This window comes from Vibrio sp. Isolate34, assembly GCF_022397915.1.
GTDB lineage: Bacteria > Pseudomonadota > Gammaproteobacteria > Enterobacterales > Vibrionaceae > Vibrio.
On sequence record NZ_JAKEUO010000014.1, the window covers coordinates 126,723 to 152,808 of the forward strand.

Annotated in this window: 23 protein-coding genes and 3 pseudogenes; 10 read left to right on the plus strand and 16 right to left on the minus strand. The window is 42.7% G+C overall.

Translation table 11 applies throughout. The features are described from left to right. Positions 1-140 precede the first annotated feature (140 nt). Both L1D22_RS15615 and kduD read right to left on the minus strand, forming a co-directional pair. Positions 141-779, minus strand: a complete 639-nt coding sequence (locus L1D22_RS15615; RefSeq protein WP_239830483.1) for an RpiB/LacA/LacB family sugar-phosphate isomerase — start codon at positions 777-779, stop codon at positions 141-143. Positions 780-832: 53 nt separating this feature from the next. Beyond that, on the minus strand, positions 833-1,594 hold the full coding sequence (gene kduD / locus L1D22_RS15620; protein WP_239830484.1) for a 2-dehydro-3-deoxy-D-gluconate 5-dehydrogenase KduD: 762 nt from the start codon (positions 1,592-1,594) through the stop codon (positions 833-835). A gap of 318 nt (positions 1,595-1,912) precedes the next feature. Between kduD and L1D22_RS15625 the strand changes: the two genes are divergently transcribed. Beyond that, positions 1,913-3,244: an MFS transporter gene (locus tag L1D22_RS15625; RefSeq protein ID WP_239830485.1), complete on the plus strand. Its 1,332-nt coding sequence runs from the start codon at positions 1,913-1,915 to the stop codon at positions 3,242-3,244. Between the two features lie 157 nt (positions 3,245-3,401). Here the strand turns inward: L1D22_RS15625 and L1D22_RS15630 are convergent, their stop codons facing one another. After that, positions 3,402-4,589 (minus strand): GGDEF domain-containing protein, encoded by a 1,188-nt coding sequence (locus L1D22_RS15630; protein WP_239830486.1) that lies wholly within the window; start codon positions 4,587-4,589, stop codon positions 3,402-3,404. A gap of 354 nt (positions 4,590-4,943) precedes the next feature. Between L1D22_RS15630 and L1D22_RS15635 the strand changes: the two genes are divergently transcribed. Together L1D22_RS15635 and L1D22_RS15640 are read left to right on the plus strand one after the other, a co-directional pair. Then, positions 4,944-5,732 carry a phytanoyl-CoA dioxygenase family protein gene (locus L1D22_RS15635; protein ID WP_239830487.1) on the plus strand — a complete coding sequence of 263 codons (789 nt, stop codon included), beginning with the start codon at positions 4,944-4,946 and terminating at the stop codon, positions 5,730-5,732. A 19-nt stretch (positions 5,733-5,751) separates the two neighbouring features. Then, complete coding sequence (locus tag L1D22_RS15640; protein ID WP_239830488.1) at positions 5,752-6,741, plus strand: zinc-dependent alcohol dehydrogenase family protein; 990 nt, start codon at positions 5,752-5,754, stop codon at positions 6,739-6,741. A gap of 269 nt (positions 6,742-7,010) precedes the next feature. Here L1D22_RS15640 and L1D22_RS15645 read toward each other — a convergent pair whose 3' ends face one another. The 3 genes from L1D22_RS15645 to L1D22_RS15655 all read right to left on the minus strand — a co-directional run bounded on the left by L1D22_RS15645 (position 7,011) and on the right by L1D22_RS15655 (position 10,480). After that, positions 7,011-7,514: a hypothetical protein gene (locus tag L1D22_RS15645; RefSeq protein ID WP_239830489.1), complete on the minus strand. Its 504-nt coding sequence runs from the start codon at positions 7,512-7,514 to the stop codon at positions 7,011-7,013. A gap of 238 nt (positions 7,515-7,752) precedes the next feature. Beyond that, a complete protein-coding gene (locus tag L1D22_RS15650) occupies positions 7,753-8,952 on the minus strand; it encodes an anaerobic sulfatase maturase (RefSeq protein ID WP_239830490.1) in 1,200 nt (399 codons plus the stop codon). Between the two features lie 76 nt (positions 8,953-9,028). Further along, positions 9,029-10,480, minus strand: coding sequence for a sulfatase-like hydrolase/transferase (locus tag L1D22_RS15655; protein ID WP_239830491.1), 1,452 nt, complete (start codon positions 10,478-10,480; stop codon positions 9,029-9,031). A gap of 97 nt (positions 10,481-10,577) precedes the next feature. On the opposite strand from L1D22_RS15655, the gene L1D22_RS15660 reads away from it, so the two are divergent. Then, entirely contained in the window at positions 10,578-11,492 is a 915-nt protein-coding gene (locus L1D22_RS15660; RefSeq protein ID WP_239830492.1) for a LysR family transcriptional regulator, read from the plus strand. Positions 11,493-11,789: 297 nt separating this feature from the next. Here the strand turns inward: L1D22_RS15660 and L1D22_RS15665 are convergent, their stop codons facing one another. Both L1D22_RS15665 and L1D22_RS15670 read right to left on the minus strand, forming a co-directional pair. Beyond that, positions 11,790-12,842, minus strand: a complete 1,053-nt coding sequence (locus L1D22_RS15665) for a zinc-binding alcohol dehydrogenase family protein (RefSeq protein WP_239830493.1) — start codon at positions 12,840-12,842, stop codon at positions 11,790-11,792. After that, a complete protein-coding gene (locus L1D22_RS15670; RefSeq protein ID WP_239830494.1) occupies positions 12,814-13,227 on the minus strand; it encodes a nuclear transport factor 2 family protein in 414 nt (137 codons plus the stop codon). Before L1D22_RS15670 ends, L1D22_RS15665 begins: the two co-directional genes overlap by 29 nt. A gap of 156 nt (positions 13,228-13,383) precedes the next feature. Between L1D22_RS15670 and L1D22_RS15675 the strand changes: the two genes are divergently transcribed. Further along, positions 13,384-13,710: a helix-turn-helix domain-containing protein gene (locus L1D22_RS15675; protein ID WP_239830495.1), complete on the plus strand. Its 327-nt coding sequence runs from the start codon at positions 13,384-13,386 to the stop codon at positions 13,708-13,710. Positions 13,711-13,894: 184 nt separating this feature from the next. On the opposite strand, the pseudogene L1D22_RS22400 reads toward L1D22_RS15675, so the two are convergent. From L1D22_RS22400 to L1D22_RS15695, 4 genes and pseudogenes are all read right to left on the minus strand, one after another. Continuing rightward, positions 13,895-14,146, minus strand: a pseudogene (locus L1D22_RS22400) (hypothetical protein). Positions 14,147-14,332: 186 nt separating this feature from the next. Next, positions 14,333-14,497, minus strand: a complete 165-nt coding sequence (locus tag L1D22_RS15685) for a hypothetical protein (protein ID WP_239830497.1) — start codon at positions 14,495-14,497, stop codon at positions 14,333-14,335. Between the two features lie 90 nt (positions 14,498-14,587). Then, positions 14,588-14,863: a helix-turn-helix transcriptional regulator gene (locus L1D22_RS15690; RefSeq protein ID WP_102282377.1), complete on the minus strand. Its 276-nt coding sequence runs from the start codon at positions 14,861-14,863 to the stop codon at positions 14,588-14,590. 550 nt (positions 14,864-15,413) lie between these two features. Beyond that, positions 15,414-15,590, minus strand: a pseudogene (locus tag L1D22_RS15695) (type IV secretion system DNA-binding domain-containing protein); the annotation flags it as partial. A 64-nt stretch (positions 15,591-15,654) separates the two neighbouring features. On the opposite strand from L1D22_RS15695, the pseudogene L1D22_RS15700 reads away from it, so the two are divergent. Further along, a pseudogene (locus L1D22_RS15700) lies at positions 15,655-18,144 on the plus strand (efflux RND transporter permease subunit); the annotation flags it as partial. A gap of 144 nt (positions 18,145-18,288) precedes the next feature. Here the strand turns inward: L1D22_RS15700 and L1D22_RS15705 are convergent. After that, entirely contained in the window at positions 18,289-19,077 is a 789-nt protein-coding gene (locus L1D22_RS15705; protein WP_239830498.1) for a helix-turn-helix transcriptional regulator, read from the minus strand. 98 nt (positions 19,078-19,175) lie between these two features. Between L1D22_RS15705 and L1D22_RS15710 the strand changes: the two genes are divergently transcribed. From L1D22_RS15710 to L1D22_RS15725, 4 genes are all read left to right on the plus strand, one after another. Beyond that, positions 19,176-20,072: a DMT family transporter gene (locus L1D22_RS15710; protein WP_239830499.1), complete on the plus strand. Its 897-nt coding sequence runs from the start codon at positions 19,176-19,178 to the stop codon at positions 20,070-20,072. A gap of 209 nt (positions 20,073-20,281) precedes the next feature. Continuing rightward, on the plus strand, positions 20,282-21,904 hold the full coding sequence (locus L1D22_RS15715; RefSeq protein ID WP_239830500.1) for a peptide ABC transporter substrate-binding protein: 1,623 nt from the start codon (positions 20,282-20,284) through the stop codon (positions 21,902-21,904). 385 nt (positions 21,905-22,289) lie between these two features. Next, positions 22,290-22,793 (plus strand): acyl-CoA thioesterase, encoded by a 504-nt coding sequence (locus L1D22_RS15720; RefSeq protein ID WP_008215795.1) that lies wholly within the window; start codon positions 22,290-22,292, stop codon positions 22,791-22,793. Between the two features lie 265 nt (positions 22,794-23,058). Beyond that, positions 23,059-23,304 (plus strand): hypothetical protein, encoded by a 246-nt coding sequence (locus L1D22_RS15725; RefSeq protein ID WP_026084480.1) that lies wholly within the window; start codon positions 23,059-23,061, stop codon positions 23,302-23,304. Positions 23,305-23,306: 2 nt separating this feature from the next. Here L1D22_RS15725 and L1D22_RS15730 read toward each other — a convergent pair whose 3' ends face one another. From L1D22_RS15730 to L1D22_RS15740, 3 genes are all read right to left on the minus strand, one after another. Next, entirely contained in the window at positions 23,307-24,959 is a 1,653-nt protein-coding gene (locus tag L1D22_RS15730) for an ABC transporter substrate-binding protein (protein WP_239830501.1), read from the minus strand. Between the two features lie 92 nt (positions 24,960-25,051). Then, positions 25,052-25,663, minus strand: a complete 612-nt coding sequence (locus L1D22_RS15735) for an outer membrane beta-barrel protein (protein WP_239830502.1) — start codon at positions 25,661-25,663, stop codon at positions 25,052-25,054. Between the two features lie 207 nt (positions 25,664-25,870). Further along, positions 25,871-26,086, minus strand: a 216-nt coding sequence (locus tag L1D22_RS15740) for a transposase domain-containing protein (RefSeq protein ID WP_239830503.1), incomplete at its 5' end; no start/stop codon positions are given.

Sequence of the window (26,086 nt, forward strand, 5' to 3'; positions counted from 1 at the left end):
CGCCTAGAGCGAGTCATATATGACCTGTTCACGCCAAAAGTAACTAATCAGGCTCACAGAGCAAAACAAAAGAGGAGCCTCAGGGCTCCTCTTTTTTATCTTCTACCTTCATCTAGCAGGCAAATAGGCTCTTAATAGAATTAGTCTAAAAGTGAACGAACATAGTCTGCAATGTCTGGGTTTTGGCAATGATCAAAGAAGCATTGTTGGAAACGCTCACTGCCAACCGCTGTTTTCAGGAGATCTTGGTCGATTGCTCTTAGCGAATCAATAAAGTTGTCTTTTACCACCGCCGCTTTCACTTCATTCAAAATCGCTGCGTTACGCTGTTGTGGTTCGGCACGCTCCAATGGGTAACCTTGGCCACGCTCACCAGTGAAAGCCTTTTCGAATATGTAACGGATATTCAGCTCACCAGCCCAGCCAAAGCCTTTAGCAAAAGCAAGAGCAATAGCATTGCCGTTGTTGATTTGGTTAAACAAGAACGCATCTGATGGCTCTAGGCAGTAACCACAAACCACACCCGGATGCAGGTTCAGTGACATCAAAGCCCCTTGACCTGTACCGCAACCTGTCACAACAAAGTCCACAGCCTTTGAGTTGATCAGAATGCTCGCCATGATACCGAGATGGATATACGTTAAGTGGTGATCATTCTCGTCTGTCATACCTAAGTTGAAAACATCGTGACCAATGCCACCAGCCACTGACTCTAGCTCAGCTGCAACCATGGCATTTTTACCTGCCTGACTGTTTTCCATCATTAAAGCGATTTTCATTTATCTTCTCCTGCAAGATTGCTGCAAACTCAAAATTTAGAATAAAAAACCAATTAGCGCGCTAACCAACCACCATCAACAGCAATTGTGTAGCCGTTAATGTAGTCCGATGCTGATGATGCTAAGAACACACAAGGACCTGCGATGTCTTGCGGTTTGCCCCAACGTTCAGCCGGAATACGCTCAAGGATCGCTTGATTGCGCACGGCATCTTCACGCAGAGCTTGAGTATTGTTAGTTTCCATATAACCGGGTGCTATCGCATTCACATTGATATTGTCTCGCGCCCATTCGTTCGCCATCGCACGTGTCACTCCCATCACAGCACTTTTTGAAGCCGTATAGGAAGGAACTCGAATGCCACCTTGGAATGAAAGCATCGATGCAATGTTAATGATCTTTCCGCCAGTACCTTGAGCCTTAAACTGCTTTGCAACGGCCTGAGACATAAAGAACACGGTCTTGGTGTTCACGTTCATTACGTCATCCCAATCTTGCTCTGAGAACTCAATAGCATCTTGGCGGCGAATAATTCCGGCATTGTTCACGAGGATGTCGACTTGGCCAAACTCAGCCAAAGTGCGCTCTATAATCCCTGGAATGCACGCTTGGTCGAGAAGGTCAGCACGAACGTTTAGGAACGTATGGCCTGCTGCATTCATTTTCTCAATCGTCTCTTCAGGCTCTGTACGGTTAACACCGACAACTTTACAACCTGCTTCTGCTAGGCCTAATGCAATACCTTGCCCAAGTCCTGTATTACAGCCCGTCACTATCGCTACTTTCCCTTCCAGACTGAATGACTCTAAGATCATGCTCGCTTCCTCAATTACATTGGATTCATTGCGTATCGTTATTATCAATAATTAAATCATACAATAAGATGTAAATGCGAGAGCGAGGTTGTAGAAGTTCGATCTTGAACCAAAATCCGTCTTACAAGTTGAAACGAGTACAACAAAATGAATGGATGAGATAATGATATGAAGAGGAGTGAATCTGTAACCGATGAGGAATAGATAGCTCGAAGATTCTCTAAATCAGATAATTTGGGATTATGACAACAATTCCATGGTTTATAAGGCAAAAAGGTTTATACATAATAATGTGTTATTTAAAGTACTGAAATTATCATGACGCTCAAAGAAATCCTGAAAATTCCCAATGTCCGCTACTTCTTGATGTTCAGAAGCAGCTACTTTGCGCGTTTTTACTACCCTATCTTCACCCTACTCTATTTAGATTACGGCTTAACCCTTTCTCAGTTTGCCATGCTCAACGTAGTTTGGGCGGCGACCATCGTGCTTGCAGAAGTTCCATCAGGGGCGTTCGCCGATACCTTAGGTCGCAAAAAGCTTGTTGTACTGTCTTCGATTGTCATGTTCATTGAGATCGCGATGATCGCACTCGTGCCAACCGGAGACGCTAACTTGGTGTTCATGGTATTTTTGGTCAACCGGATACTCAGCGGGCTAGCAATGGCATTGGCAAGTGGTGCTGACGAGGCACTGGCTTACGACACCTTAAAAGAACAAGGCAATGAAGAGTTGTGGCCGCGAGTGTTACAAATACAACTCCGTATCGCCTCAAGCGTTGGTATCTTTGTCACCTTGATCGGTGCTGCGATGTACGATGTGAATTTCATGGCGAACATCTTTCATGCTCTTGGATTAGCAGAGCCAGAAAGCACCAAAGACCTGATGCGTATTCCTGTATTTGCCACGCTATTGGTCGCCTTGCTCGCTATTTATGCCGCAGTAAATATGCGTGAAGAGAAGAAGGTGATGCCAAGCGATCAAAGCAAGTTAGCAACGACTATCGCCAGCCTCAAGTTAACGGCTGATACCGGTAAGTGGGTACTTGCCACGCCTTACGTGCTCTTCATCTTGCTCTATTACAGCCTGTTCGAACACACTTCACGCATGTTCTTAACCATGAACAGCCAATACTATCTCGCGATCGATATTCCTATTATCTATTTTGGTTTTATTGGCGCGGGAATCAGTTTGCTAAAAATCATTTTAGCGGGGCAAAGCCGCAGGTTGGCAGAAAGTATCGAGCCAAAAACCTTTATTATTGTCATGGGCTTAGCAAGTATCGCAATCTATCATTGGATCAGTTTAGGTTGGCCAATCTATGGGGTAGTTCCTGCGCTGGTGCTTATTTTTATTATCATGACGATGAACATTTTCATCAGTTATCACCTGAACAAAAAGACCGAGTCACACAACCGAGCCACGGTTCTTAGTTTCAAAGGTTTGATGTTTAATCTCGGATACGGGCTGATCGGTATTTTGTATGCTTACTACTACAAATTAGTCTCAAATAATTACACCGAGCAAGAAATAGAACAGAACCTTGCTTTCCTAGCATCGCTATCTTCGTTTTGCTATTACTTCGCTTTATTGTTCGTTTTGATTAGCGCGCTGTTCTATTTCAAAAACAAGAAACAGCCGATCTTCTGAAGAGCGCTCTAATACCTAATAGAAGATTAATGAAGAGGCTCTGTTTATAAAAATCCCATCGCGCTGCTCTTGTTTCTACGCAGCAGTATTGGTGATGTGGCAGTAGTTTGAATACCTCACAAGCCAAGCAAGGTTCAATTGTCTTGATTAAACGACATCAAACGCTTAACGGTTCGTTAATATGACTAGGACAAACTGAAATCCTGTTTCGACCATTCTTTTTCGCTTGGTACAACGCCTTGTCTGTTCGACCTATGAATTCATCCCAACTCTCGTGTTGATGAAGCTGAGCGACACCAAAACTAGACGTGAGGGATAAATCATTTCCTTGTACTGCTGTGATCTTTGAAATCGATAGGCGTAAATCGCTAGCAATTAATTGTGCGTGGTGGAAATCAACATTAGGTAATAAGATCATAATTTCATCACCACCAAAACGAAATGCACTGGATGCAGGAGAAGTTTTAATCACACTTTGAATCATTTCGGCCGAAGACTTAATGACAAGATCACCTACAATATGTCCGTGTTGATCATTGATCGATTTAAAGTTATCAATATCCATCATGATGGCACTCACTGGGTTAGTAGAAACCTGCTTCATCATAACAGGAACCATTTCATCGAGTGCTCTGCGATTCCCCAGTGTCGTTAAATGATCTCTATAAGAAAGGTCATGAATCGAACTATGTAGCCTAGCATTGATCATCCACAGCATTGTGAAACTCATAGACACAATAAGAACAATACTGAACAAGAAGACGGCCTGATGAATCAGACCGGCTGCCATAAAATCATTCAGTTCAGCAGAGAAGAACGCCACGCTGACTCGAAAAGCCATGAAGCCACTATAAACCGCAAATGACAAGGCCATCATCCGAGTGGCTAAAGTCAAATCATCACGTTGTCCCTTCAATACTGCAAACGCGGTGCACAGAGTCACAAAAGCCAAATACACACTGATGATGATAATGCGAGCCTTGATAGATGGCACATAGTAAGTAAAGTAAATGAAGCTGGGCAAAAGAGCCAGTATCAATAGACCGCTGAGATAAGTGCATTTTAGGGAATATTCTCGAAACATGCACAAACTATACAAGGTCAAATGAAAGCCAAGTACGATGACCATATTGGCACCAATGACACTGATCCAGTCTGGAGCCTCTCCTCTTAGGCTCAACAGTAGCGGGCCTGTCCCAATAACAAATATTGAAATTGAGAACATTGACAGCCCTTTAATAGACTGCTGAGTGAACTGGAATAACAGTAAACCAATACAATAAATAAAAGAGAACAAAATAATAATAAAATTAAGTGTTCTCATATCGAGCGAATAACCATCCATGACTAGCTCTATTTCCTATGTTCAAATGAACCACAGAGTAATGATAATTACCTAAGTAATACAAAGATACCTTACATTCACCATTTGCATCACATTATGCTCGATCAACATCGCACTTAAGCAAATACACACCTACCAGTCAAAGCCAAGCGAACGCCGTTTAATATGGCATAAAAGCTTATCAAGCAAACATGTAAACTCGATGAGCATGTAAAACTAGGTTGATACTCTCTATTTTTCACTCTTACGCCTAACCACTTCTCATTAGTTACTTGGTTGAATAGCACCTGTCTGGCATTATGCGCTCAAGAAATCCGTGGTTATTACGCGGTACAGAATGAACGAAGGTAGTCAGTGGTAGAAAACAGCCAACAATTAAGTAGCCAATACGACGAGCATGGTTACTTTGTTATCAGAAATTATTTCGATGAAGCTCAGATAGCATCGCTTAGAGAAGTCGTGCTGAAATTTCATGAGTCATGGAAAGCAGACAACGAAGAGTTCTATCAAGAAGAGGCATTTAACTCATCTTTGATTACAGGCAGCGAGTATCTACCCGCCAACGATAGAACCGTACTGTTTGACTTCATCAGCTCAAAAAAAGTCATGGAAGTGGTCGATGCGGTCATACCTAACAAGCCTGCATTCATGAACACACAGCTGTTCTTCAACCCTGTGAACCCGCAACAAAAAGATTTCTGGCATCGCGACTGTCAATACGACTATGACATTGATGATCAGATGAAAGTCATCATGGAAACCCAAGTATTACACCTCCGCGTACCAATATTTGAGGAGCCCGGAATGGAGCTTATCCCCGGAACACACAAACGTTGGGACAACGAAGAAGAATACAACGTTCGCCAAGAAGTAAATGGAAAGGTAAGCAGCGATGCCATCTCTGGCGGTAAACAGATACCGTTAGAAGCGGGCGACTTGTTAGTCTTTTCTGCGGATATGATCCACCGAGGTCGATACGGGTTGGATCGTTTAGCATTGGATATTTTGATCTTTGACTCAGCGGCAGACTATGTCGACTACGTTGATGACGACTGCTTACCAACGCCAGCAATGCTAAGCAATATTGCTGATCCAAGATTGTTTATGAACACGCTACACTTAAAGTCGATGCAGTACTCATAACCACAAAGGTGCCCGAACCATGACCGACACTAAGCAAAATACCCGAATTAGCCAGTTCCGTTTCGGGCAGCCGAAAGAGTCTCTCAAACTAGAACATGTCACTTTAGGCGCGCTTGATAAAGATAAGGTGCGAATACAAGTTGAAGCGACCAATATCAACCCTAGTGACCTACTGTCGATTTACGGTGTTGGGCAATACAAACACAGCCACCAGCCGCCGAGAGTTCCGGGGTTTGAAGCGGTCGGAAGGGTTGTGGAGTCTGGTCATTCTGAGTTTCCTCTAAACCAGCGAGTGCTTGTAGCAACAAGCGGCACATGGCAAAGCTATGTCGATGTGTCACCAGACAACCTCTTTCACATTCCTCAGCACCTAGATAATGGCTACGCCTGTCAGTTATATATTAATGCGCTCACCGCGTGGGTACTGACGACAGAAGTGGCGAAGTTGACCAAAGAAGATGTGTTGATCATCAATGCTGGCAGTTCAGCCATTGGCAAGATTTTCTCTCAGTTGTCGGAATCACTTGGGTTTCAAATCATTGCCGTGACGTCACAACCTGAGCGCACTCAAACGACTTCATGTTATGTGCTGGATGCCAACAGTGATTTGGTTGCACAAATTCAGCGACTCGGTTTGCCTCAACCAACAGTGGCCTTCGATGCGATTGGCGGTTCTCCGGGAACGGAGCTTGTTCATACTCTGGGTAACCAAGGCCGGTTTATCAACTATGGAACGCTTTCTCTGGATTTTTACGAGCCACGCTTCTTCGAATACGCAAAAAAACAAGCTATCGATTTCAGTACCTTCTTCCTGCGCTATTGGGAAGAAGCAGAGGGTAAAGACATTCGTCGCGACAAGTTCGATTCCATGTTAGAGCATTTTATCGCGAATGACATACAACTCGATGTCGACCGTTGTATTCCGCTAGATGAGGTCCAAACCGCGATTGATCTTATTGAGTCTAAAACCACAAGGTTAGATGGCAAGATCATCTTACTTCCGGTTTAGGAGAAAAAGGCGATTGTGTGTCGAAAATGTCGCCAGATAAAGATTGATGTGTAACGTTTTTGGACAAAAGTTTGCCAGTGACTTCCCTAAATTAGCAATTCATGGATAACTAAAGGTATGGTAAAGCTAGTTGTGAAGAGCTAATACGATGAGTAAAATCGTACTAGCAAAAAGATTGGTTTATGTTGCCCGTTACGTTAAATCGATCACCTACGCACAACGGGTGTTATGCTCAATCAGGGCAACTGAACCCACATTGATATCATGCTTTATTCCTTGCAACTTAGTCCTACTTTATTCATCACAAATAACTTTATATTCTCAGATGCGTCTAATGCAGAATGATAACCGTCATCCGTGTTTATTGCAGGGCAATAAGTATCACTTTTATCTATTAATTTAAATAATACTTGCCCATGAATAAGTTTAGCCTCCACTATTTCAAATAGTTGTTCATGCCCAAACAGAAAATTAACACCGAACATTAGTTCATTTTCTTCATGGAATCGATCAAAGCTATCAAGCCATTCGCTGACATAAATTGGATTTACTCGAAGTGTTTGTCCTTTTACAATAGCTTCAACCTTCCCTTTGGTACCAAATATTAGGTTTAGTTGCTTTTCCAACTGTTGGAGTTGCTCAAGAAAAAGTGTATTTAAATTATCCTCCACCTGCTTTTTTAGTTTTAGTTCATGCTCAACACGATCAAACAAAGAATCCTGCCCACCTTTGTGTTTACGGCAGCTGAAAATATAGCTTTTATCAATTCCCACATATAGGTTCCTTACTAGTACAGATTAACCCGCATCTTGAACTTCACTTTTCTGAGGAGCTAGGCAATTTGGGCTGAAGGTTATCTTCTACTTTAACCGCAGTCCGGCTTTGTTGTACTGTTTCCAGTTAGTTGTTTTGTAACGAGGTTTAGGCATGAGGCTACGACGATTGATGGGTGTAGCCGATCAGATCGTAGCTTCTAGATTTAGTTCCATCGAATTACGCAACAAAGCCTATCTAATGCGTCATTACTTCTGCTGGAGATCGCCCAGCAAACCATAAGTCACACATTGTTTTCATCTTTGCTTCACTACGGCGGAAAAAATGTTCATAGCCTTCGCAAAGATAGTTGTCAGAGAAATCATCAGCTCTAGGAATAAAGCGTTGCTTTGGGCAACCTCCATTGCAAAGTTTTACATACGGGCACTTTTTACACTTTTCGCTGAGATCTTTCTTCTTGATACCAAACTCGTAGTTCTGGGTACTAAAGTTCATTTCATTAATCGTTTTTGAATGAATGTTCCCTAATTTATACTCAGGATAAACATAGTGGTCGCAATTATAGATGTCTCCATTTGCCTCCATGGCAAATGCACTTCCACATCGTGGAGCCATTGTGCACATATTGCCTTGTTCACCCGCCCTACCTGCGAGTGTGTTATCGAAATATGGCACGAAGATCCGACCAACATCATGCTTCACCCAATAGTCAAAGATGGTCGCGAGGAACTGTCCAAACTTTAAAGACGGTACACTCCATTCCGTCAACTTAGCCGCGCTATCATGCTCTGGGTCAACTAAATATAAACCCTCAAACGTTGGCTTAGCTGCTACTCTTTCGACCAAGGGAATATATTGATGCACTTCGCTACCCAAAGCTTTTAAATGTTGATAGACCTCCAATGCATGGTCAACATTGTGGCTGCCAATGACCGTTAAAGTGTTGAACTGAACGTGATGTGCACGCAATAAGTCGATGGCTTGTACTACCTTACGGTAGGAACCTTTGCCAGAGCGACTCGTGCGGTATTTGTTGTGAAGATGCTCTGGTCCATCAATTGAAATACCAATCAAAAAGTGGTTTGTTTTGAAAAACTGACACCATTCATTATTGAGTAATAGGCCGTTAGTTTGCAGCGTATTCTCTATGGATTTCCCTTTCGCATATTTGTTTTGCAATTGGACTGCTTTTTTGTAGAACTCAATCCCCATCATCAAAGGTTCGCCGCCTTGCCAAGCAAAAGTCACATGGTCAGTATGTTGAGCTAATATGTGTTGCTCAATATAAACTTCTAACGTTTCATCCGACATTTTCCAGTTAGTATTACGCTCGGGGTATAGCTTTTCTTTCTCAAGATAAAAGCAATAGTCACAATCTAGGTTACACACAGAACCCGTTGGTTTACTCATAATATGAACAGACTTAGATACTTCCACATTTATTCCTCAGATTGTGCAGGTAGGATTTTATGTCCTACCTGCCTAACGTTAATGACAGTCGTGCAAATGGTTGTTACTTTTCAGCGTTTCTGAAACCGTCCGGTATATGCTGAGTGAAATCAACGCCTTCACAGTCCGGTTTGTACCCTATAGGTGCAGGGAAAGGAATGGTGTCACAACTTACCGCAAGGTTTCGTTGAATCGCGACGTTTCGTTTAACTACCGTAGGGAAAATACGAACACCATCAGCGCGCATGTCATACATTTCTTGAGGATCGCTAGACAGATCATAGACGGCTGGGATCTGACGTTTAACAGGTGATTCTGGCATAATATCTTGATCGTAGAAATGCAGTTTCCAATCGTTCCATTTGTAAGCCTGAACTATTTGCCCATTACTGATATAAAAACCATCACGATTAGATTGCTCCATCTCACCTTTCAGATGAGCCCATTGGTTAATCCCATCGATATGACGATCTGATGGCATTTCATAGCCGACAAGCTCACCAATTGATGGCATCACATCAACCACATGCACAATTTCATTACTGACACGGTTTTCTTTGATTGTCTCAGGCATAGAGGCGATAAATGGCACACGGATTGAACCTTCGAGCGCAGTGAAGTAACTTCCTCGCCATGGTGCCGAGATCCCGTGGTGAGGGTAGTGCCACTCTGGTCCGTTGTCTGACATAAAGATAATCAATGTGTCTTTTCTTGCATCGGCTTTATCAATGGTGTCGATAATTTGCCCTGCGCGATAATCAATCTCATGTAAAACATCGGCGTAATCTCCTTTACCTGTCACTCCAGCAAAATCTGGGTGAGGAATCGTAGGCAGGTGCGGCTGAGTAAACGACACGAACGTAAAGAAAGGGCTGCCTTCTTCTAATTGTTGACTGATGTGCGTAATCGCTCGTTGAGTGACTTGTTCATCAATAGTACGGCGAGTATCAAGATTAAAGTCCATGACATCTTTTGTCTTTCCATTGACTGTGTCTTGGATCTTTGGAACGTACCCATCTTCGTTTTCAAAGTGGAGTTGTGATGAATAGAGTGATTCGTCTGAAGTATTCAGCACCCCAAAGAAATCATCGAACCCTTGATCTAATGGTGTTCGCCCTTCAGTATCACCAAGGTGCCACTTGCCATACATGGCGGTGTTGTAACCCTGCTCCTTAAACTTATTGGCCATGGTAACCTCCCAATTCACCATGCCGTAATCCATACCCCAAACAACCTCTGTTGTTGCTGTTCTCAGGGGACGTCTACCGGTCATAAATGCCGAACGGGTAGGAGTGCATTGAGGCTCAACATTAAAATTTGTAAGCCTGATGCCTTGTTCTGCCAATTTATCTAAGTTTGGGGTCGCGACACCTCGTGTACTGCCATACGACTGAAGCTCTCCAAAACCTAAATTGTCGACCATCATAATGACCACATTGGGTTGTTCTGTTGCTGTTGCCGATAGAGAAGGCAGTACACCGGCTAAAACGGTAGCTAACACGCTTTTTTTCATCATATTTTGCTCCAATGACCATTTCTAATTGATTTCTTTTGAAAAGAATAGCATCTGGGCTTAGAATTTGAAGTGATGGGTATTTATGAAGGGTATAACCATGAGGAATAGTGAGTTTTCAAAGATTAGAGCGCTTGATCTCAACTTACTAAAAACACTGCTTGTTCTATTAGAGCAAAAGCATATTTCTAAAAGTTCAGAGCTGTTGTTTATTACTCAACCTGCTGTTAGTAAGCAGCTATCAAAGCTTCGAGAGATGTTTGATGATCCTCTTTTGGTGAGAGTTGGGAATCAATTGGTGCTAACGCAAAAAGCGATTCAGTTATATCCCAAAATCGAGCTGCTATGTAATCAGTTCAAAAATTTAGTCGATTCAGAGGCGCTTGATTTAAGCAAGGTGACACAGAATGTCACTATCATGCTTTCAGATTACGCAAGCCCTCATTGGATGGATCAAGTCATCAAAGAAGTATCAACGCATGCACCCAATGTGACGGTGACCTGCAAGAGTTGGAGTTATGAGAATATAAAGAAGTTGACATTGGGCGAGATTAACTTTGCGTTAGGATCGTTGCCAGAAGGTCTTTCTGGGTTTGAGACCCATGACATCGGGGAGGTGTCGAATTCACTGATTGCGAGACGTGAGCATGCTATTTTTTCTAATGCCGACCAACTAGAGCTGTCTCTTTCAAGTTTCCCGATTGTCAAAATTCGAGGATCGCATCGATATCAGAATATATATGATGAGCTGATCGGTGAGAGTCCTGTACTGCTTGACGAAGCAACACTTTGGTTAGCTCTGGAAACCGTCAAATCAACGGATGCTTATCTGGTTGGGCCTAGCAAGTTTATTGAAAGCATCGATGACAAAAATTACTACAACAGCATCCCATTGCCAATGTTAAAGCCCATCCCTATTTCTATGTGCTGGTCTATCGGGCTTAGTGACGACCCTTTCTATAACTGGATAAAAGATATGATGATTGAAATAGGATCTCGTATTGTCAATGAATAACAAGGACGACATATTTGCTTTCAGCAACCACCAACGTTTTACAATCAATCAATTAGATTAGTTAGCTCAATAATAAGATTCGATATAATCACTAGTGATTGTAACTAAAACGTTTTGGGCAGATCTGCGTTACGGCAATCTACCCCGTCAGTACGGATTTGGACAATTCCGAGTTACGAACAATAAAGCCCTCTGATTTTTCTGATTACTTCTCGTATTGCTATCATGTGGCCAGCCTATATGTAGCTGACCAAATTACCTTAGCGACTAAAGTCATGCATAGTTCAGTACAGTTTCTTAAATTTGAAGAGTTAACTTTCCTACCGTATTACCACTTTCTAAATCTCGATGAGCATTTACGCCTTCTTCGAGCGAATAGATATGGTGAGATGATATTTCAATTTTACCGTCTAAGATCAAGTTCTCGATTGATTTTATCGCGGAGATATTGTCTTGTTGGCTATGTGTTCCACCATTGAATAATTCGAGCTTAATCGATTTCATAAAGGCATTTTGTAATGCAGCCTCTATATCGGGAGCTTGGTTGCTTTCAGCGAAGCCAAACCAAATCAAATGCCCATTAATTGCTAGAAGGTCGATATCTCTTGCAATAGAATTACCGCCGGTAGCATTGAAAACAGCGTCTAATCCATCTGGATATTCGCTTTCTATAATGCTTTGGACATCTTCGTGTTTATAGTTTAGAACACGATCTGCTCCCAATGAACGTACATACTCTTTCTTTTGATCAGAGCCAACTAAAGCAATGACTTCATGGTTTTGAGCTTTAAGAAGTTGAACTAAAACGCTTCCTACGCTTCCTGCTCCTGCATGAACGAGAACTTTTTGCGCAGAGTTGTTCAAACGTTGAGTCAAAAGAATTGCCGTTCTTGCCGACATACTGATACTGCTTGCTGCCAGAGGCGAGAGTGATACTGGGACCGCTATTTCCCACTCTAAAGAGCTGTTAGTGTCGACAACAACGTACTCAGCGTAGGATTGACTGGCTGAAAATGCCACAAGCTGCCCCTTCTTATAACCACTGACGTTAGCCCCCATTTCTTCTATAATGCCTGACCCTTCCATCCCTAAGGTAAAAGGAGGGGTGGGTAACCCAGGGAAGGCACCTTTACGAATGTACGTATCGGCTAAGTTTATGCCACTATAAGCGACTTTAATTAGTAGCTGACCATCACTTATTTGCGGTTTTTCAACTTGGTTGACGGTTAGTACTTCTGGGCTGCCAAATTCTGATACTTGTAGAGCTCTCATGTTCTGTTTCCTTAGATAATTTTTAGTATTTTGACCAGGTAGTTGATCTTTAAAAGCCATTGGGGTTGTCGATAACATAAAGCCAACCACCATCCGAGTATTTCATCACCTCTAATGCCATTCCTGTTTGCACATTAGGGATTTCCCAGTCAGAACGAATAAGTGCGGTGTCACCATTGATGTGAATGGACACACCATGTGTGACCATTTCTACGTCACCTTGCATATAGCCCTTCAAGGTTTGCGCGATGGCGTCTTTGCCTCTTGCGAGGTTACCTTCAGCATCTAACACGAATACGGCATCTTCGTGGAATAATGTAGCGAGCCCAGTCGTATCTTTATTTGAAAAATACTCTGCAAACAGCTGGTGTAACTCGCTAGGCGTTTGCGGCTTTTTGTAGTCTATCGATCCGTAAGAGAAAAAAGAGAGAGTGCTTAATGCAACCAACCATGCTGCTTTCATAATATGCCCTTAGTTTGAATGTTCTGCAGTGATAGTGTGATACTATCGAAGTTGGTTACTAAAATATACTAGGTACCCAAAGGTAACTAGATACCTATTGGTAACCATTAAAATATACTAGGTTTTGAGTTTTCGATAAGAATGAAGGGAGTGAGTATGAGCCAGCAAGGTAAACAACCCGAAGGTTATTGTAGTGCGGATCGATACTTAACGTTGATCTCTACAAAGTGGACTGCGCATATTGTTTGGTTACTTGGTCAACATGACGAAATGCGCTTTGGGCAAATACAGAAGCAACTTGCTCTGGTGTCTAGCAAAGTACTTAGTGAACGGTTAAAACTGCTAACAGGAGAAGGTTTTGTTTGGAGGAGACAAGAAGAAACCGTTCCTGTAACTGTATATTATGGCTTGACGGCAAAAGGTGAAGAACTTGCAGAAATTGTCGATATTATCGTAAATAAATCCGACGACTGGGATAGGTGATCGCACTAGACAATGCAGGACAATGATTAGAACAAGTAAGTCAAATGAGGTTTAGATTAAATGTGTGTTCCTCGGTCTAAACAAACTTTGGGGCAAAAACGTGTTTCAGATGATTGGTTTAAAGTGTGATTGGTTTAAAGGTGTTCGCCCCGTGAAGGTTCGGGGCAGAAGTGCGTTGCAGTTATTAAATGGGGAAGTGCTTTTCCTCATACTCTTCAACCATTGCCGCTAGCCTTTCTAGCTCTTCACCTTCAGGAGTGTTAGGTTCGGCCACATCAAACAGTGATTCAATTCACTTTAACGCGGCCTTGTAATCACTTTCAGAGATTTCAAGGCCCAACTCATCCAATGTTACCTCGGCTAGATCATCACGATGCGCAGTAAGGGGTGTCATCCCCTCCAGCAGTTCTTTTTCAGACAACCGTTTTTTGCTCATAGTACGCCTTTCCATTCAAAATGAGATTAGATTATTTATAGCATACTGAGTTATTCGTTATAGCGTAAGGGGGGGAAATGGAGCAAAACTTTGTTACGAACTTTATATTACAGAGTGAACTCGAGTAACCTTAGCCACTGTAAAACCCTAAAATCTCCGGCAAAGCCAGGGCGAATTTTATTCATCCTACACTTTCAGCGCCTTAAATTTTTCTACCATGCCCTTATCAATCTCCTTGATTAGATTAGGTGATAAGCCTAGATGTTTGGCGTCCTGATTGAACGAGCGTGTTGTTTCAAATATTTCCTCAGCCATACCCATAATCGCTTTCTTTGAAGATAATCCAGACATTGAAAGAAGCTTTGCTTACTATTTTCAACGAGCTTGCCGACAAGTATCTTTTCACCGGTGCTAAGCGTTCGTTTTACGGTTAGGGCTGACTTAAGCATGTCGAAGCACATCCTCTATTGATTTAAATTCAGGCTCAGACGACTTTGTCAGCTCTTTCACTTTTTTCAAGTCACCGACTGTCTCATAAAGCATGAGGAATTGACGCAATGAGATGTTGCCAGATGACTCAAACTTTCGGATCGTCGCGTAAGGCACGCCAGAGAGATCGGCCATTTTCTGAACACTAAGCTTATCTTTTTTTCGAGCGGACTTGATAAACTCTTTGAGTTCCATCTGCAAATCATAAGCGGTATAAAGAGATAACATACATTTTTCGCAAGTTGCTACTATGATATCTATTATACCAAAAAATTTGATTTTATTGCTATAACTGTAGCAATTATTAATTCCTTGTAATTATTGCTTCATTAACACGAATGACAACGAAGTCCATCGCAGTAATTGCATTTATTTGCTACTATAATGACAAATTTAACTTTTTTTTGTGTTATTTGCTATCATAATAGCAGAATAGAAAGCAGGGTTGACATCCTTCAGGTGGACGCGCTTTCTACAGCACAAGAAGAAATCAATATACCAACAATAGGCAATATTATTTGAATACATCAGGTCGAGCATCTGCCGGGCTCATGTTGCTAAGGCTTCATGCATCTATTCGCTGTTTCACAAGAGCATCCTTTGAATGCCTCTGTTAAGCGTCTTATCAGGAAATAGACCAAGAGGCCTCCCTTCAGAACGTGTACGTTCTTTTCCCCTCGTAATTGTCTGTCATAGGTAGTTTCTGGTATTTTCCCTTTCATCATCTTAATTTTCGGTATGGATACCTCTTCCGTAGTCGCGAATCGCGAAGGGAGGGGATGGTGTCAAGCTCAGGCAGTTTATGCAGACTCGGCATCTCATCCATAATCACCCAGATACGGCGGTCTTCATCGTCTTTGAGTCCCAAAATAGCGTTAGAGGCAATGGCAAGCCAAGTTGAAATTAAAGGACGCAGTGAAGCGTGTTGTTGCGCGTTACTGGATAAGAATAAAAAATCCGTGGTTCTCAGTAATGAAGTTGGCAACGGTTGGGTAGTTAAAGAAGGGCTATCTAGCGGTGACTCTTCTGGTAGTGCGAGTGTTACCTTGACGCTTAGTGCAGATACCGACCCCGATATCGCTCAGGTACAGGTGCAGAACAGCTTACAGCAAGTGAGTAATCGCCTGCCGACAGCGGTACAAAATCAAGGTACTTCTGTCACCAAGAGTACGTCAGGTTTTATGTCGGTAACCAACTTATATTCTCCTGACGGCAGCATGAGTGCGGGAGATATTCAAGATTACGCTAACTCAAACATTAAGGACATCCTAAGCCGTGTGAACGGTGTGGGCGAAGTGACTATTTTCGGCCAATCTTATGCGATGCGTATCTGGTTAGACCCTGCAAAATTAAACAGCTACAGCCTCACACCTGTTGATGTTTCTAATGCAATATCGGTTCAAAATAGCCAAGTTACCGTTGGGCAATTAGGTGGAACGCCAGCCGTTGATTCTCAATTAATTAATGCCACTATCACAGCACAAAGCCTATTAACCAGCGTTGAAGAGTTTGAGAATATCTTAATCAAAGTCGACAGTGACGGCTCTCAAATTACGCTCAAAGATGTTGCGCGCGTAGAGTTAGCCAGTGAAGACTCTTCGGTTATCCCCGCCTATATGGGTAACGAAGCTTCAGGTATCGCAATCACACTTGCAACAGGTGCAAACTCGTTAGACACACAAAATGCCGTTGATGAAAAACTTGCACAGCTTTCTAAAGGCTTTCCGGGTGGATTAGAACTGGTGAAATCCACGGATAATAACTTGTTTATCCGTTTATCCGTTTACCCGTTTATCCGTTTATCCATCAGTGAAGTGGTCAAAACCCTTTTCGAAGCGGTTGGACTTGTCTTTCTCGTCATGTTGCTGTTTTTGCAAAACTTACGAGCAACCTTGATTCCAACCATAGCCGTGCCCGTCGTGCTTCTTGGTACTTTTGGTGTCATGGCAATGCTTGAATTCTCGATAAATACTTTAACCATGTTTGGTTTGGTATTAGCTATTGGCCTGTTAGTTGATGATGCTATCGTTGTGGTGGAAAACGTTGAGCGTTTGATGCATGAAGAGAACCTGTCTCCTCTTGAGGCAACCAAAAAATCAATGGGACAAATTACCAGTGCCTTAATCGGTATTACGATGGTGTTGTCGGTTGTATTTATTCCTATGGCTTTCATGTCAGGGTCAACGGGCGTTATCTACCAACAATTCTCTTTGACGATTGTTTCAGCAATCGTGTTATCTGTTGTTGTGGCATTTATTGGCATGAAAGACTGGTCAGAAAGGACTGAACCCGGAACCGATGTTGATTCCATCATCAGCTGTGTAATAGGTGAGTTTTCAAATTACAAACATGCACAGATCTTTGCTTTTAGTAGCCCAGCAATTCGAGAACTTGGTACTTCAACGGGTTTTAACTTCTACCTAGAAGACGTGGGGGCTGTTGGCCATGACAAACTGATTGAGTTCAGAAACCAGTTACTGGCAGCCACTGCTCAAAGCCCATTGTTGCAAAAAACACGACCAAATGGCCTTGAGGACACCGCTCAGTTGTTCCTTAATGTCGACTATGAAAAAGCCAAGGTGCTCGGTTTAGAAATTGATGACATCAACCAATCGCTGTCAATTGCTTGGGCATCTTCATACGTAAACGACTTTATTGACCGTGGTCGAGCTAAGAAGGTTTACATTCAAGCTGATGCTGAATATCGCATGACACCGGAAGACCTCAACTTATGGTTTGTACGTAATGACCAAGGAGAAATGGTGCCAATCTCAGCTTTCAGCACGTACCACTGGTGTAAAGGTTCTCCACAACTAGCACGTTATAACGGTAACTCGGCGGTAGAAATCGTCGGTAAAGCAGCCTCTGGTTACAGTACCGGTGAAGCGATGGCCGAAATCGATAGATTGGCTGCAGAGATTTCCAATGATGTACAGGTGAGCTGGACGGGTATGTCCTACCAAGAGATCGAAGCAGGCAACCAAGCGCCAATTCTGTATGCAGTTTCGTTGTTGATGGTTTTCCTTTGTTTAGCTGCTTTATATGAAAGCTGGAGCATCCCAATCGCAATTATCCTTTTCGTTCCCCTAGGAATACTCGGCGCATTAGCTGCGATCATGTTGCGAGGGTTGGAGAACGATGTTTATTTCCAAGTAGGTGTATTAACCACCATAGGTTTAACCGCGAAGAACGCAATTTTGATTGTTGAATTTGCTAAAGAGCTTTATGAAAAAGGCGTCAACATTGTTGATGCGACAGTACAAGCCTGTGAGATGCGTCTACGCCCGATAATCATGACATCACTGGCATTTGGACTCGGCGTGTTGCCATTGGTACTTAGTACGGGAGCTGGTGCTAATGCTCGTAACGCGATTGGTACGTCTGTACTAGGGGGAATGGTAGGAGCGACTTTATTGGTAATCTACTTCGCGCCTCTATTTTTTGTCTTGATCTGTAAACTATTCAAGTCTAACAACTCAGTAATACAAACAAATAATGCCAATAAATAGATAAAATCAACGGTGAGTCTAACCTGACTCACCGTCCTTTATGCCTGTGTTAGATAGCAGTAATCAACCTAACTCGAGTTCTTTCGAATTCACTCTTAATCGTGCAATTGCAATAAAGCAAGTCGACACAAACGATCAATCAAATCATAACAATCGGTTCTTATATTGCTCTGGTGTTTGGCCGGAATATTTCTTGAACATACTAATGAAGGGACTCGCTTGGTTGTAGCCGAGTGTGAGGGCGACCTCTTTAACCGACTGTCCGTTTCTTAGCAGATCCATTGAGTACAAGTAACGCACTCGCAGTCGCCACTCCGTAAAGCTCATCCCTAATTCACTTTGGCAATGACGCGACAAAGTACGCTCGGTTGCGTGCACTTTCTCTGCCCAATCCTTTAGCGAGATATCGTCAGTTGGGTTCTCTTCTATCGCAGCCAGAATAGGCGCAAGGTACTTGTTATCGGTTGAAGGTAAGAAGTGATGCTCGACTTGACGTTCTGCCAATTGGTCCAACAGAACCTGTACAAGCCTTTGATCTTGCTCGCTTTGTGCAACATTGATGTCACGCTGACGAAAGTCATCAATGACCGAAGAAACAATCGGAGTGATTTTAATAAGGCTGGTTTTCTCAGGCAGGTGTTGAGTTAACTCACGTGCAATATTCAGCGAACAGTAGTCCAATGGTTTACGGTTATAACTGCAGTGCATGACCCCGGCGGGTACCCAAATCGCTAGATGTGGCGGTGCGAGAAAGCGTGTTCCTTCAGCCTCCATTTCAAGAATCCCACCGCTGATCAATTGAACCTGCCCCCAAGGGTGGCTATGCACACGAGTTTCGGTATTCGATAAGAACGCTTCGAAATTCATAAATACGTTGGATGGTGCCTTGTCGATTGATAAGGATGGGTGAAGGTTTCTTGAGTGTTTTTTCAATCTTGTCTTCCTATCGCGCCTGATGTCTTTTTAAAGATATCTGTAAATATAACGACCTGTCAAACTAGCCGCATCAACTCATTTGCGACGGAAACCACATGCATTATCTTTTACCATTTTTCACAGTCTGTATCTGGGGTGCTAATGCGATCGTCAATAAGCTGGCCGCAAGCACTATCGAACCGAGCGCGATGAGTTTTTACCGTTGGTTCATTGCAATGTTAATCCTAACGCCTTTCTGTATCCGCTCGGTTATCAAACAATGGCCAATCATTAAACCTAACTTGTCGAAATTGGCATTCCTTGGCTTTTTGGGCATGGTGCTAAACCAATCATTGGGTTACTACGCGGGCCTAACTACAACAGCTTCTAACATGGCATTGATCACTTCATTAGTGCCGTTGATCAGCGTATTCCTGAGCGTTCCACTGCTCAACAAGTCGATTTCTAGCCTAAGTATTGTCGGCGGTGTGTTGTCTCTGTCTGGATTAGCCCTAATGCTTGGTAAAGGTGACCCGTTGTTCTTTATTCATCAAGAACTGACTCAAGGCGATGGTTACATGCTAATCGCGGCATTTGTTTACGCCTCTTACTGTGTGCTGTTGAAACGTTGGAAAATGCCAATCAGTAACTGGGTGGTGATCTATGTGCAGGGGATGTTCGCAGTCGCAATGTTGGCACCACTTTGGCTGACCAGCGACCAACTGATTCCTTCGCAACAAGCAATTCCTTTGATTGCGTACGCAGCGGTTGCGGCTTCTATTCTGGCGCCTTGGATGTGGGTAAAAGCGATTGATACCATTGGTGCCGATTCCAGTGCGATGTTCATGAACTTGCTGCCTGTTGTTGCGATTGTATTGGCTGCAACCTGGCTAGGTGAAGAGATTAACCAGTTCCATATCATTGGTGGTGTGATGGTGATTTCAGGCGTTATTCTTGCTCAAATTAAACGAAAACCAAGGCTTGAAGCGCCCCTGCCTCAGCAAGCTAACTAAACTTAGCTTGGGTTAGATTAGAGTAAATTAATTAGACGACCAATAATTCGCTAATCAACCTTTCACCACAGTGCCTGCTTTATCGCAGGCATTTTTATTTTGTTCACAACACTTTCAAATTCCTTTAATACGCACTTACTGTTGTTGCATTAAACGACCGACTCATGTTTAATGCATCGAGTACTGTTTAAGTTGTAAAAGGAATTACAATGACCCAATCAACTCTGCCTGTGATCATATCGTCACTGCTGGCTCTAACGTCTGCATCAAGCTTCGCTGCCTCTATCACAGCTGATGCTCTGTTAGCTGAAGAGCAACATTTTGTTCGTGGTAATGGCGCAGAACCCAATACTCTCGACCCAAGTTTCGTCAATTCAGGCATGCCAGGAGACATCATCGTCAATGACATGTTTGAAGGCTTCGTGATCGAGAACAGTGATGGACAGATTATTCCAGGACAAGCTGAAAGTTGGACGTTCAGCAACGGCGGTAAGACGGTAACGTTCGTTTTGAAAAACGGTCTTAAGTGGTCGAATGGTGAACCAGTCACCGCATCAGACTTTGTGTTTGGTTGGCAGCGTGCCGTGTCTCCGAAAACGGGCAACAACACCGGATTTGTGTTCTCGACGGCAAATATCGTGAACGCCAGCGAGATTCTTGCAGGGGATAAAGATCCATCAGAGCTTGGTATTCAAGCACTAGACGATCGCACGGTAGAGATCTCGCTTTCAAAGCCTACGCCCTATTTCATGAGTTTAATGAGTATCAAGACCTTCTTCCCTCTGCCTTCTAAGTTGGTTGAAGAGAAGGGAGACCAATGGACTCGCGCCGAAAATATCGCGACCAACGGCGCTTACACACTCAGCAAGTGGGTACCCAATGAATATGTCGAAGTCACCAGAAACTCAAATTACTGGGACAACGCTTCAACCGTCATCAATAAGGTGACCTACCTAGGTTTATCCTCTCAAAACGCAGAGCTGATTCGTTATCAGTCTGGTGAGATTGATATGACGAACCGCGTTCAGCTTGAGTATTACCAAAAGCTTGTCAAAGAGAGCCCTGAACAGATTAAAGCGCAAGCGTTATTAGGATCGTATGTTTATTCGTTCAATACTCGCCAAGCTCCGTTTGATGATGTCAGAGTTCGACAAGCACTGAGTATGGCAGTCGACCGAGACATATTGGTCGATAAAGTAACAGGCCAAGGCGAACCTCAAGCTTACAGCGTGACACCAAATAATATCCCCAACTACACGGCGCCTAAGTCTTTATTCGAAGCGCTTGATAGCTCACAACGCCAAGCAAAGGCCAAACAGCTACTCGAAGAAGCTGGATACAACAAAGAGAACCCACTTACATTCACACTCACCTATAACACCAGCGAAAACCACAAAAAAATTGCCATCGCAATTGCATCTATGTGGAAACCACTTGGCGTGAAGGTAGAACTAGAGAATATGGAGTGGAAGGCGTATGTCGCAGCTAAAGGAGCAGGAGATTATCAGCTTGCTCGCTCATGGGCATTTGGTGACTACCCAGAGCCCTCAGCGCTACTAGAAGCCTTCACATGTGGCCACACAGCTAACGAGAGTGGTTTCTGTAACACTGATTTTGATGAGCTGTTACAGAAAGCGAGCAAAACGGAAGATCAGGCTAATCGCTTTGCTTTATACCAGCAGGCTGAGTCACTACTTAACGAATCAGCAGCAGTTATGCCTTTATATCACTATAATCACACTCGATTAGTGCGAAATACACTCAAAGGCTTCCCTAACAATAATCCGAAAGGAAATATCTACGCGAAGGATCTATACTTCATAAAAGAGTAAAAGTGAGCTGAAGAATAAATAGTTTTAGCTACCACTTTAGTGGTAATTACGATAAAGTCACTTTAACTAAACCAAACAAGCAACGGTTAGTTGGCAAACAATAAAAGGTACCGACATGAGTACCTAAAGGCTTAGAAACACCTAGCATTGCGCTAGGTGTTTTTTTTGCAATCACCCCTTTCTTTTGGCGTACTCTCGATTGTCTTTCCGTGTTTATCTCTCACCTTGAAACTCAATAACCATCAATGTTCATCGGTTCGTCATCCGTTTGAAAAAAATAGTCTTAACCGTGAGATTATCCGCTTTAATTTCTATCATCTTATGTATATTGTTATTAGCAAGTAACAAGCATGTTATGCAGCACAATAATAATGAAGGAAGATAGATGAGCAGTAACAATAGCCGACAAGATGGTAAACGAGACGTTACTCTGCGTTTTTTAGCTGAACCCGGGGATGTGAACTTTGGTGGTAAAGTTCATGGTGGCGCAGCAATGAAGTGGATCGATTTAGCTGCCTATGCTTGTTCTGCTGGGTGGAGTGGCAAATATTGCATTACGGCTTACGCTGGTGGTATTCGATTTGTTGCCCCAATCCATGTAGGCAACCTAGTAGAGGTAAGTGCGAAAGTCATCTATACCGGTTCGTCTTCTATGCACATTGCGATCGATGTACAAGCGAGCGACCCTAAAGAGTTGAATAACCGTCTAACCACTCACTGTATCGTGATTATGGTGGCAGTTGATGAAAACGGTAACCCGACTAAGGTGCCTGAATGGGTGCCAGAAACACCAGAAGACATCGAATTGAGAGATTCCGCTATCCGCCTAATGAACATGCGAAAACAAATCGGCGAAGAGATGGAAGCGCACGTAAAGTACCTTAAATAAGGTCAATCACTAATCCTTCCTTGCAACAAAGTTCTTTCAATACCCACTATTTCAATGCCAAGCGGCCGCTTGGCATTTGTTTATCTAACGTTCTCAATTAACGGCGAAGCACTCATTACAGGTTCTAGAGCGTGATACTCAGCCAAAGGCTGGAATGATTCGACGCTGGTTCACTGATTTACTTTGACTGTCATAAAGTCGTCATTTTGCTCTGATTAAATACCATCAATAATAATAGATGTATTTTAAGTTTTCGGAGCCACACTTGAGCGTCACACGCCCTACTCTTAGCGAATCCACACTGAACAATTTGAAGGCTGTTGAGTATCAATGGGTTAGAACCTTGTACGTCGAAGGCTACGACAGTAATGAAATTAATCACTACATCCAGACGTGCTTTGGTGGCGACCCAACGTTTGCGGATCTATTTCGTCGTGTCGCACTCGATCAAGAAAGTATTTATGTGTTACTGCAGCATTTAGGTTGCGCACCTTCAAGCAAAGAGTTTTAACCTCACTGATCGATCCAAAGTCGATAAAAATCGCTATAGCCTGTATTTCTCACTTGGAATCCTCGGACTTGTTGAGTTCTGGACATTTCCTCATAACCAGAAAATAATGGCAAATAGGTATAACTTAAACGTAAATTCTTTTCTATTTTTATAAGTTCACTCTTCGGTGAGTCTAAACTTATCGCTCGCTTTACCTTAGATAGATGCTCATCCATTTTAAAACGGTCAAAACTAAACCGTAATCCCGTTGACACACTTAACCATTCGTAAGTTCCGTAATCGATTGGAGCCTCTATTACATCTTCAATAAGGAGAATATCCGCTAGTTCAGACACTAAATGAGGATGACTAATGTTATCGACGATCATAACTTCCAACTCGAGCCCTGTTGAACGGATAACATCATGCAACCATTGAGAATTACGAATTAAGTATGGAATGGTCCACCTGGGCTCAGCTAAGACGATCTTCCCTCTCAAACTTGGGCAAGCGATTATCTCTAGCTGAGCTTTACAAGGCTCAAATGCCAAGCTTTCGACCGCATTAATAGGGTCATATAGCTGTTTTTGCTGATGGATATAACCGGCTAACTCACACCACGTCTCACGGGATATGCCCGAACCTAATCTTTCTCGATAAGTTAGGTAAAATAGGGCACTAATACTCTGAATTTCAACTTGGTCCGACGGGCAATTATAGCTGATCATGTTTTGCATATCTTCGTTAGCATGAGACAACGTAATTCGTTCTAGCAAAGCTCGAGTAGAGAAGTAATCTTTATGTGCCCGAAGTTGAATACTGTCTTGGCACCAGCGTTCAATCTTGAACGGCCCAGTACCAATATGATAACTGTATTGACCGTCGAAGTTTTGTATATCTCGACAAACAATAGATGCGTTAGACATAGCTAACATATAGGGAAAAAACTTGTTAGCGTACTTGAGAGTAATAACTAAACAATTGGGGCCAACTGCATCTACGCGTTCGACGCATTGCCATAACTCTTTTATAGGGCCATTGCCCTCAATTAAACGTCTAATACTCCAAACTACATCTTCAACTTGCAAAATCTCACCATCATGCCGGTAGACGCCGGGACGTAGCCATAGAGTCATCCTTGTATCTTCCATAACCCAATCATGAGCTAAGGAAGGCATTATATCACCATCTGGACTCTGAACTAATAATACATCATATACGCTTTTTGCTATGTGCAGTTCTGCATGGCGAAATGTCTTAATTGGATCAATAGTGTTTACCCACGGATAGGAAGCTATCAATACAGCATTACTTAATTCATTGGTCTGATTAAGGTGTTCGGTCGCTAAAGTAAGAGCTCGGACAGCTGTCGAACCGTATAGGTCGACAAGACGGGATACTAGTTTAAAACTTCCTTTATTTAGTTCGCTAATTAATAGTTCGGTAATTGCTTGTTGCAACGATTTTTTAATCGTAAGTTTGCTAGAATTACTTCTACCTACTGCGGGGAGCCATTCTATCCAACCTTGTTCGGACAGCTTTTTCATTACAATTGATACATTACGTTTAGAGGTGCATAGCGCAACCTCTAATTCACCTAAGCCTATTGAATGGGATAAGCGAATATCAAAATGCTTAAGTAACTGATCTAAGTGTCTAAGGTTTACATCATTCACAACAATTCCACTGCTAGTTCTGTCAGCTGAAACATAGCAAAGGGAGCTACATATTACTAGCTCCCTAGATTCTAGAGGTTAGAGGTTAGAGGTTAGAAGTGGTAATTCATCCCAAGAGAGAAAACACTAATCTCAGCGTCAACAGAAACTGAAGATCCAAGCAGCTTAGCCACTTCTAGATCAGGTTTCATGTAGTCCCATGTAGCTTCAATTCGAAGGTTCTCTGTCAACGAAAAATCAGCCCCCAAACCATACATCCCCGTCACTGTTGTATCAGAGAATGTTGAATGGCCGGTTGCACCCAAAAAGGAGTTACTTACTTTAAATTCTGCATTAAAATAAGCTACTCCTGCTTTAGCAAAAAGATTAAAGCGGTCATTAACTGGTAAAATGACTTTAGGTTGAATCGCAGCAAACTTCATGTCACCAACAGTCACTGAACCACCGTCTAGGGCATCATAACCTCCAATTGAACCTTCCAAAGCAATATAACGGTTGAACTGATACCCACCGTAGATTTTGCCCGCTAAACTAGAATCATCATCTAACTTTAATGGCATCTTGGTAGAACCGCGTGTTGAATCTACAGAAAGGTTCGTACTATCAAAATTGGCTTGACCAACAGACGCTCCGATATATGGGTTTGCGTGTACTGCAGAAGCTAGCATCAGGAGAGTTGTTGTGATTGTTGTTTTTCTTAACATTGTATTTAACTGCCTATCTAAGAATAATATTTATTGTTTTTCCATATCCTATAGCAACCAATGCATTCCCTTTCACTGGGTTTCGAAACAGAATAATATTAATGAATAGGAAACGATTAAAACACGCAATTATTTGTCATCTTTTTTCCACATATCTATACAATTAGACACAACGTATCCGCCCCATGAACCCACGGGGCGATATTACTAATGTTTGAAATTCCAAGGTAGGAGCGCATCGATATCTGGCTCTGCTTTCGCCAGCTCTTTCATGCACTTGACCATGTAGTCGTAGAGGATAAGGCCGTTGGCTTTTGCAGTTTCGACGATACTATAAAGCATCGCACTCGCTTCAGCCCCGTTAGGATTGGTCGAGAAGAGCCAGTTCTTCCTGCCAATGACCAGCGGTTTAATTGCGCGCTC

Excerpts from the sequence above, each read along its gene's own strand:
- L1D22_RS15690 (WP_102282377.1), bottom strand. The coding sequence starts at position 14,863 with ATGTTATCTCTTTATACCGCTTATGATTTGCAGATGGAACTCAAAGAG.
- L1D22_RS15715 (WP_239830500.1), top strand. The coding sequence starts at position 20,282 with ATGACCCAATCAACTCTGCCTGTGATCATATCGTCACTGCTGGCTCTA.
- L1D22_RS15630 (WP_239830486.1), bottom strand. The coding sequence starts at position 4,589 with ATGGATGGTTATTCGCTCGATATGAGAACACTTAATTTTATTATTATT.
- L1D22_RS15735 (WP_239830502.1), bottom strand. The coding sequence starts at position 25,663 with ATGTTAAGAAAAACAACAATCACAACAACTCTCCTGATGCTAGCTTCT.
- L1D22_RS15670 (WP_239830494.1), bottom strand. The coding sequence starts at position 13,227 with ATGAAAGCAGCATGGTTGGTTGCATTAAGCACTCTCTCTTTTTTCTCT.
- L1D22_RS15640 (WP_239830488.1), top strand. The coding sequence starts at position 5,752 with ATGACCGACACTAAGCAAAATACCCGAATTAGCCAGTTCCGTTTCGGG.
- L1D22_RS15655 (WP_239830491.1), bottom strand. The coding sequence starts at position 10,480 with ATGATGAAAAAAAGCGTGTTAGCTACCGTTTTAGCCGGTGTACTGCCT.
- L1D22_RS15615 (WP_239830483.1), bottom strand. The coding sequence starts at position 779 with ATGAAAATCGCTTTAATGATGGAAAACAGTCAGGCAGGTAAAAATGCC.
- L1D22_RS15660 (WP_239830492.1), top strand. The coding sequence starts at position 10,578 with ATGAGGAATAGTGAGTTTTCAAAGATTAGAGCGCTTGATCTCAACTTA.
- L1D22_RS15685 (WP_239830497.1), bottom strand. The coding sequence starts at position 14,497 with ATGTCTGGATTATCTTCAAAGAAAGCGATTATGGGTATGGCTGAGGAA.
- L1D22_RS15710 (WP_239830499.1), top strand. The coding sequence starts at position 19,176 with ATGCATTATCTTTTACCATTTTTCACAGTCTGTATCTGGGGTGCTAAT.
- L1D22_RS15720 (WP_008215795.1), top strand. The coding sequence starts at position 22,290 with ATGAGCAGTAACAATAGCCGACAAGATGGTAAACGAGACGTTACTCTG.
- L1D22_RS15675 (WP_239830495.1), top strand. The coding sequence starts at position 13,384 with ATGAGCCAGCAAGGTAAACAACCCGAAGGTTATTGTAGTGCGGATCGA.
- L1D22_RS15625 (WP_239830485.1), top strand. The coding sequence starts at position 1,913 with ATGACGCTCAAAGAAATCCTGAAAATTCCCAATGTCCGCTACTTCTTG.
- kduD (WP_239830484.1), bottom strand. The coding sequence starts at position 1,594 with ATGATCTTAGAGTCATTCAGTCTGGAAGGGAAAGTAGCGATAGTGACG.
- L1D22_RS15665 (WP_239830493.1), bottom strand. The coding sequence starts at position 12,842 with ATGTTATCGACAACCCCAATGGCTTTTAAAGATCAACTACCTGGTCAA.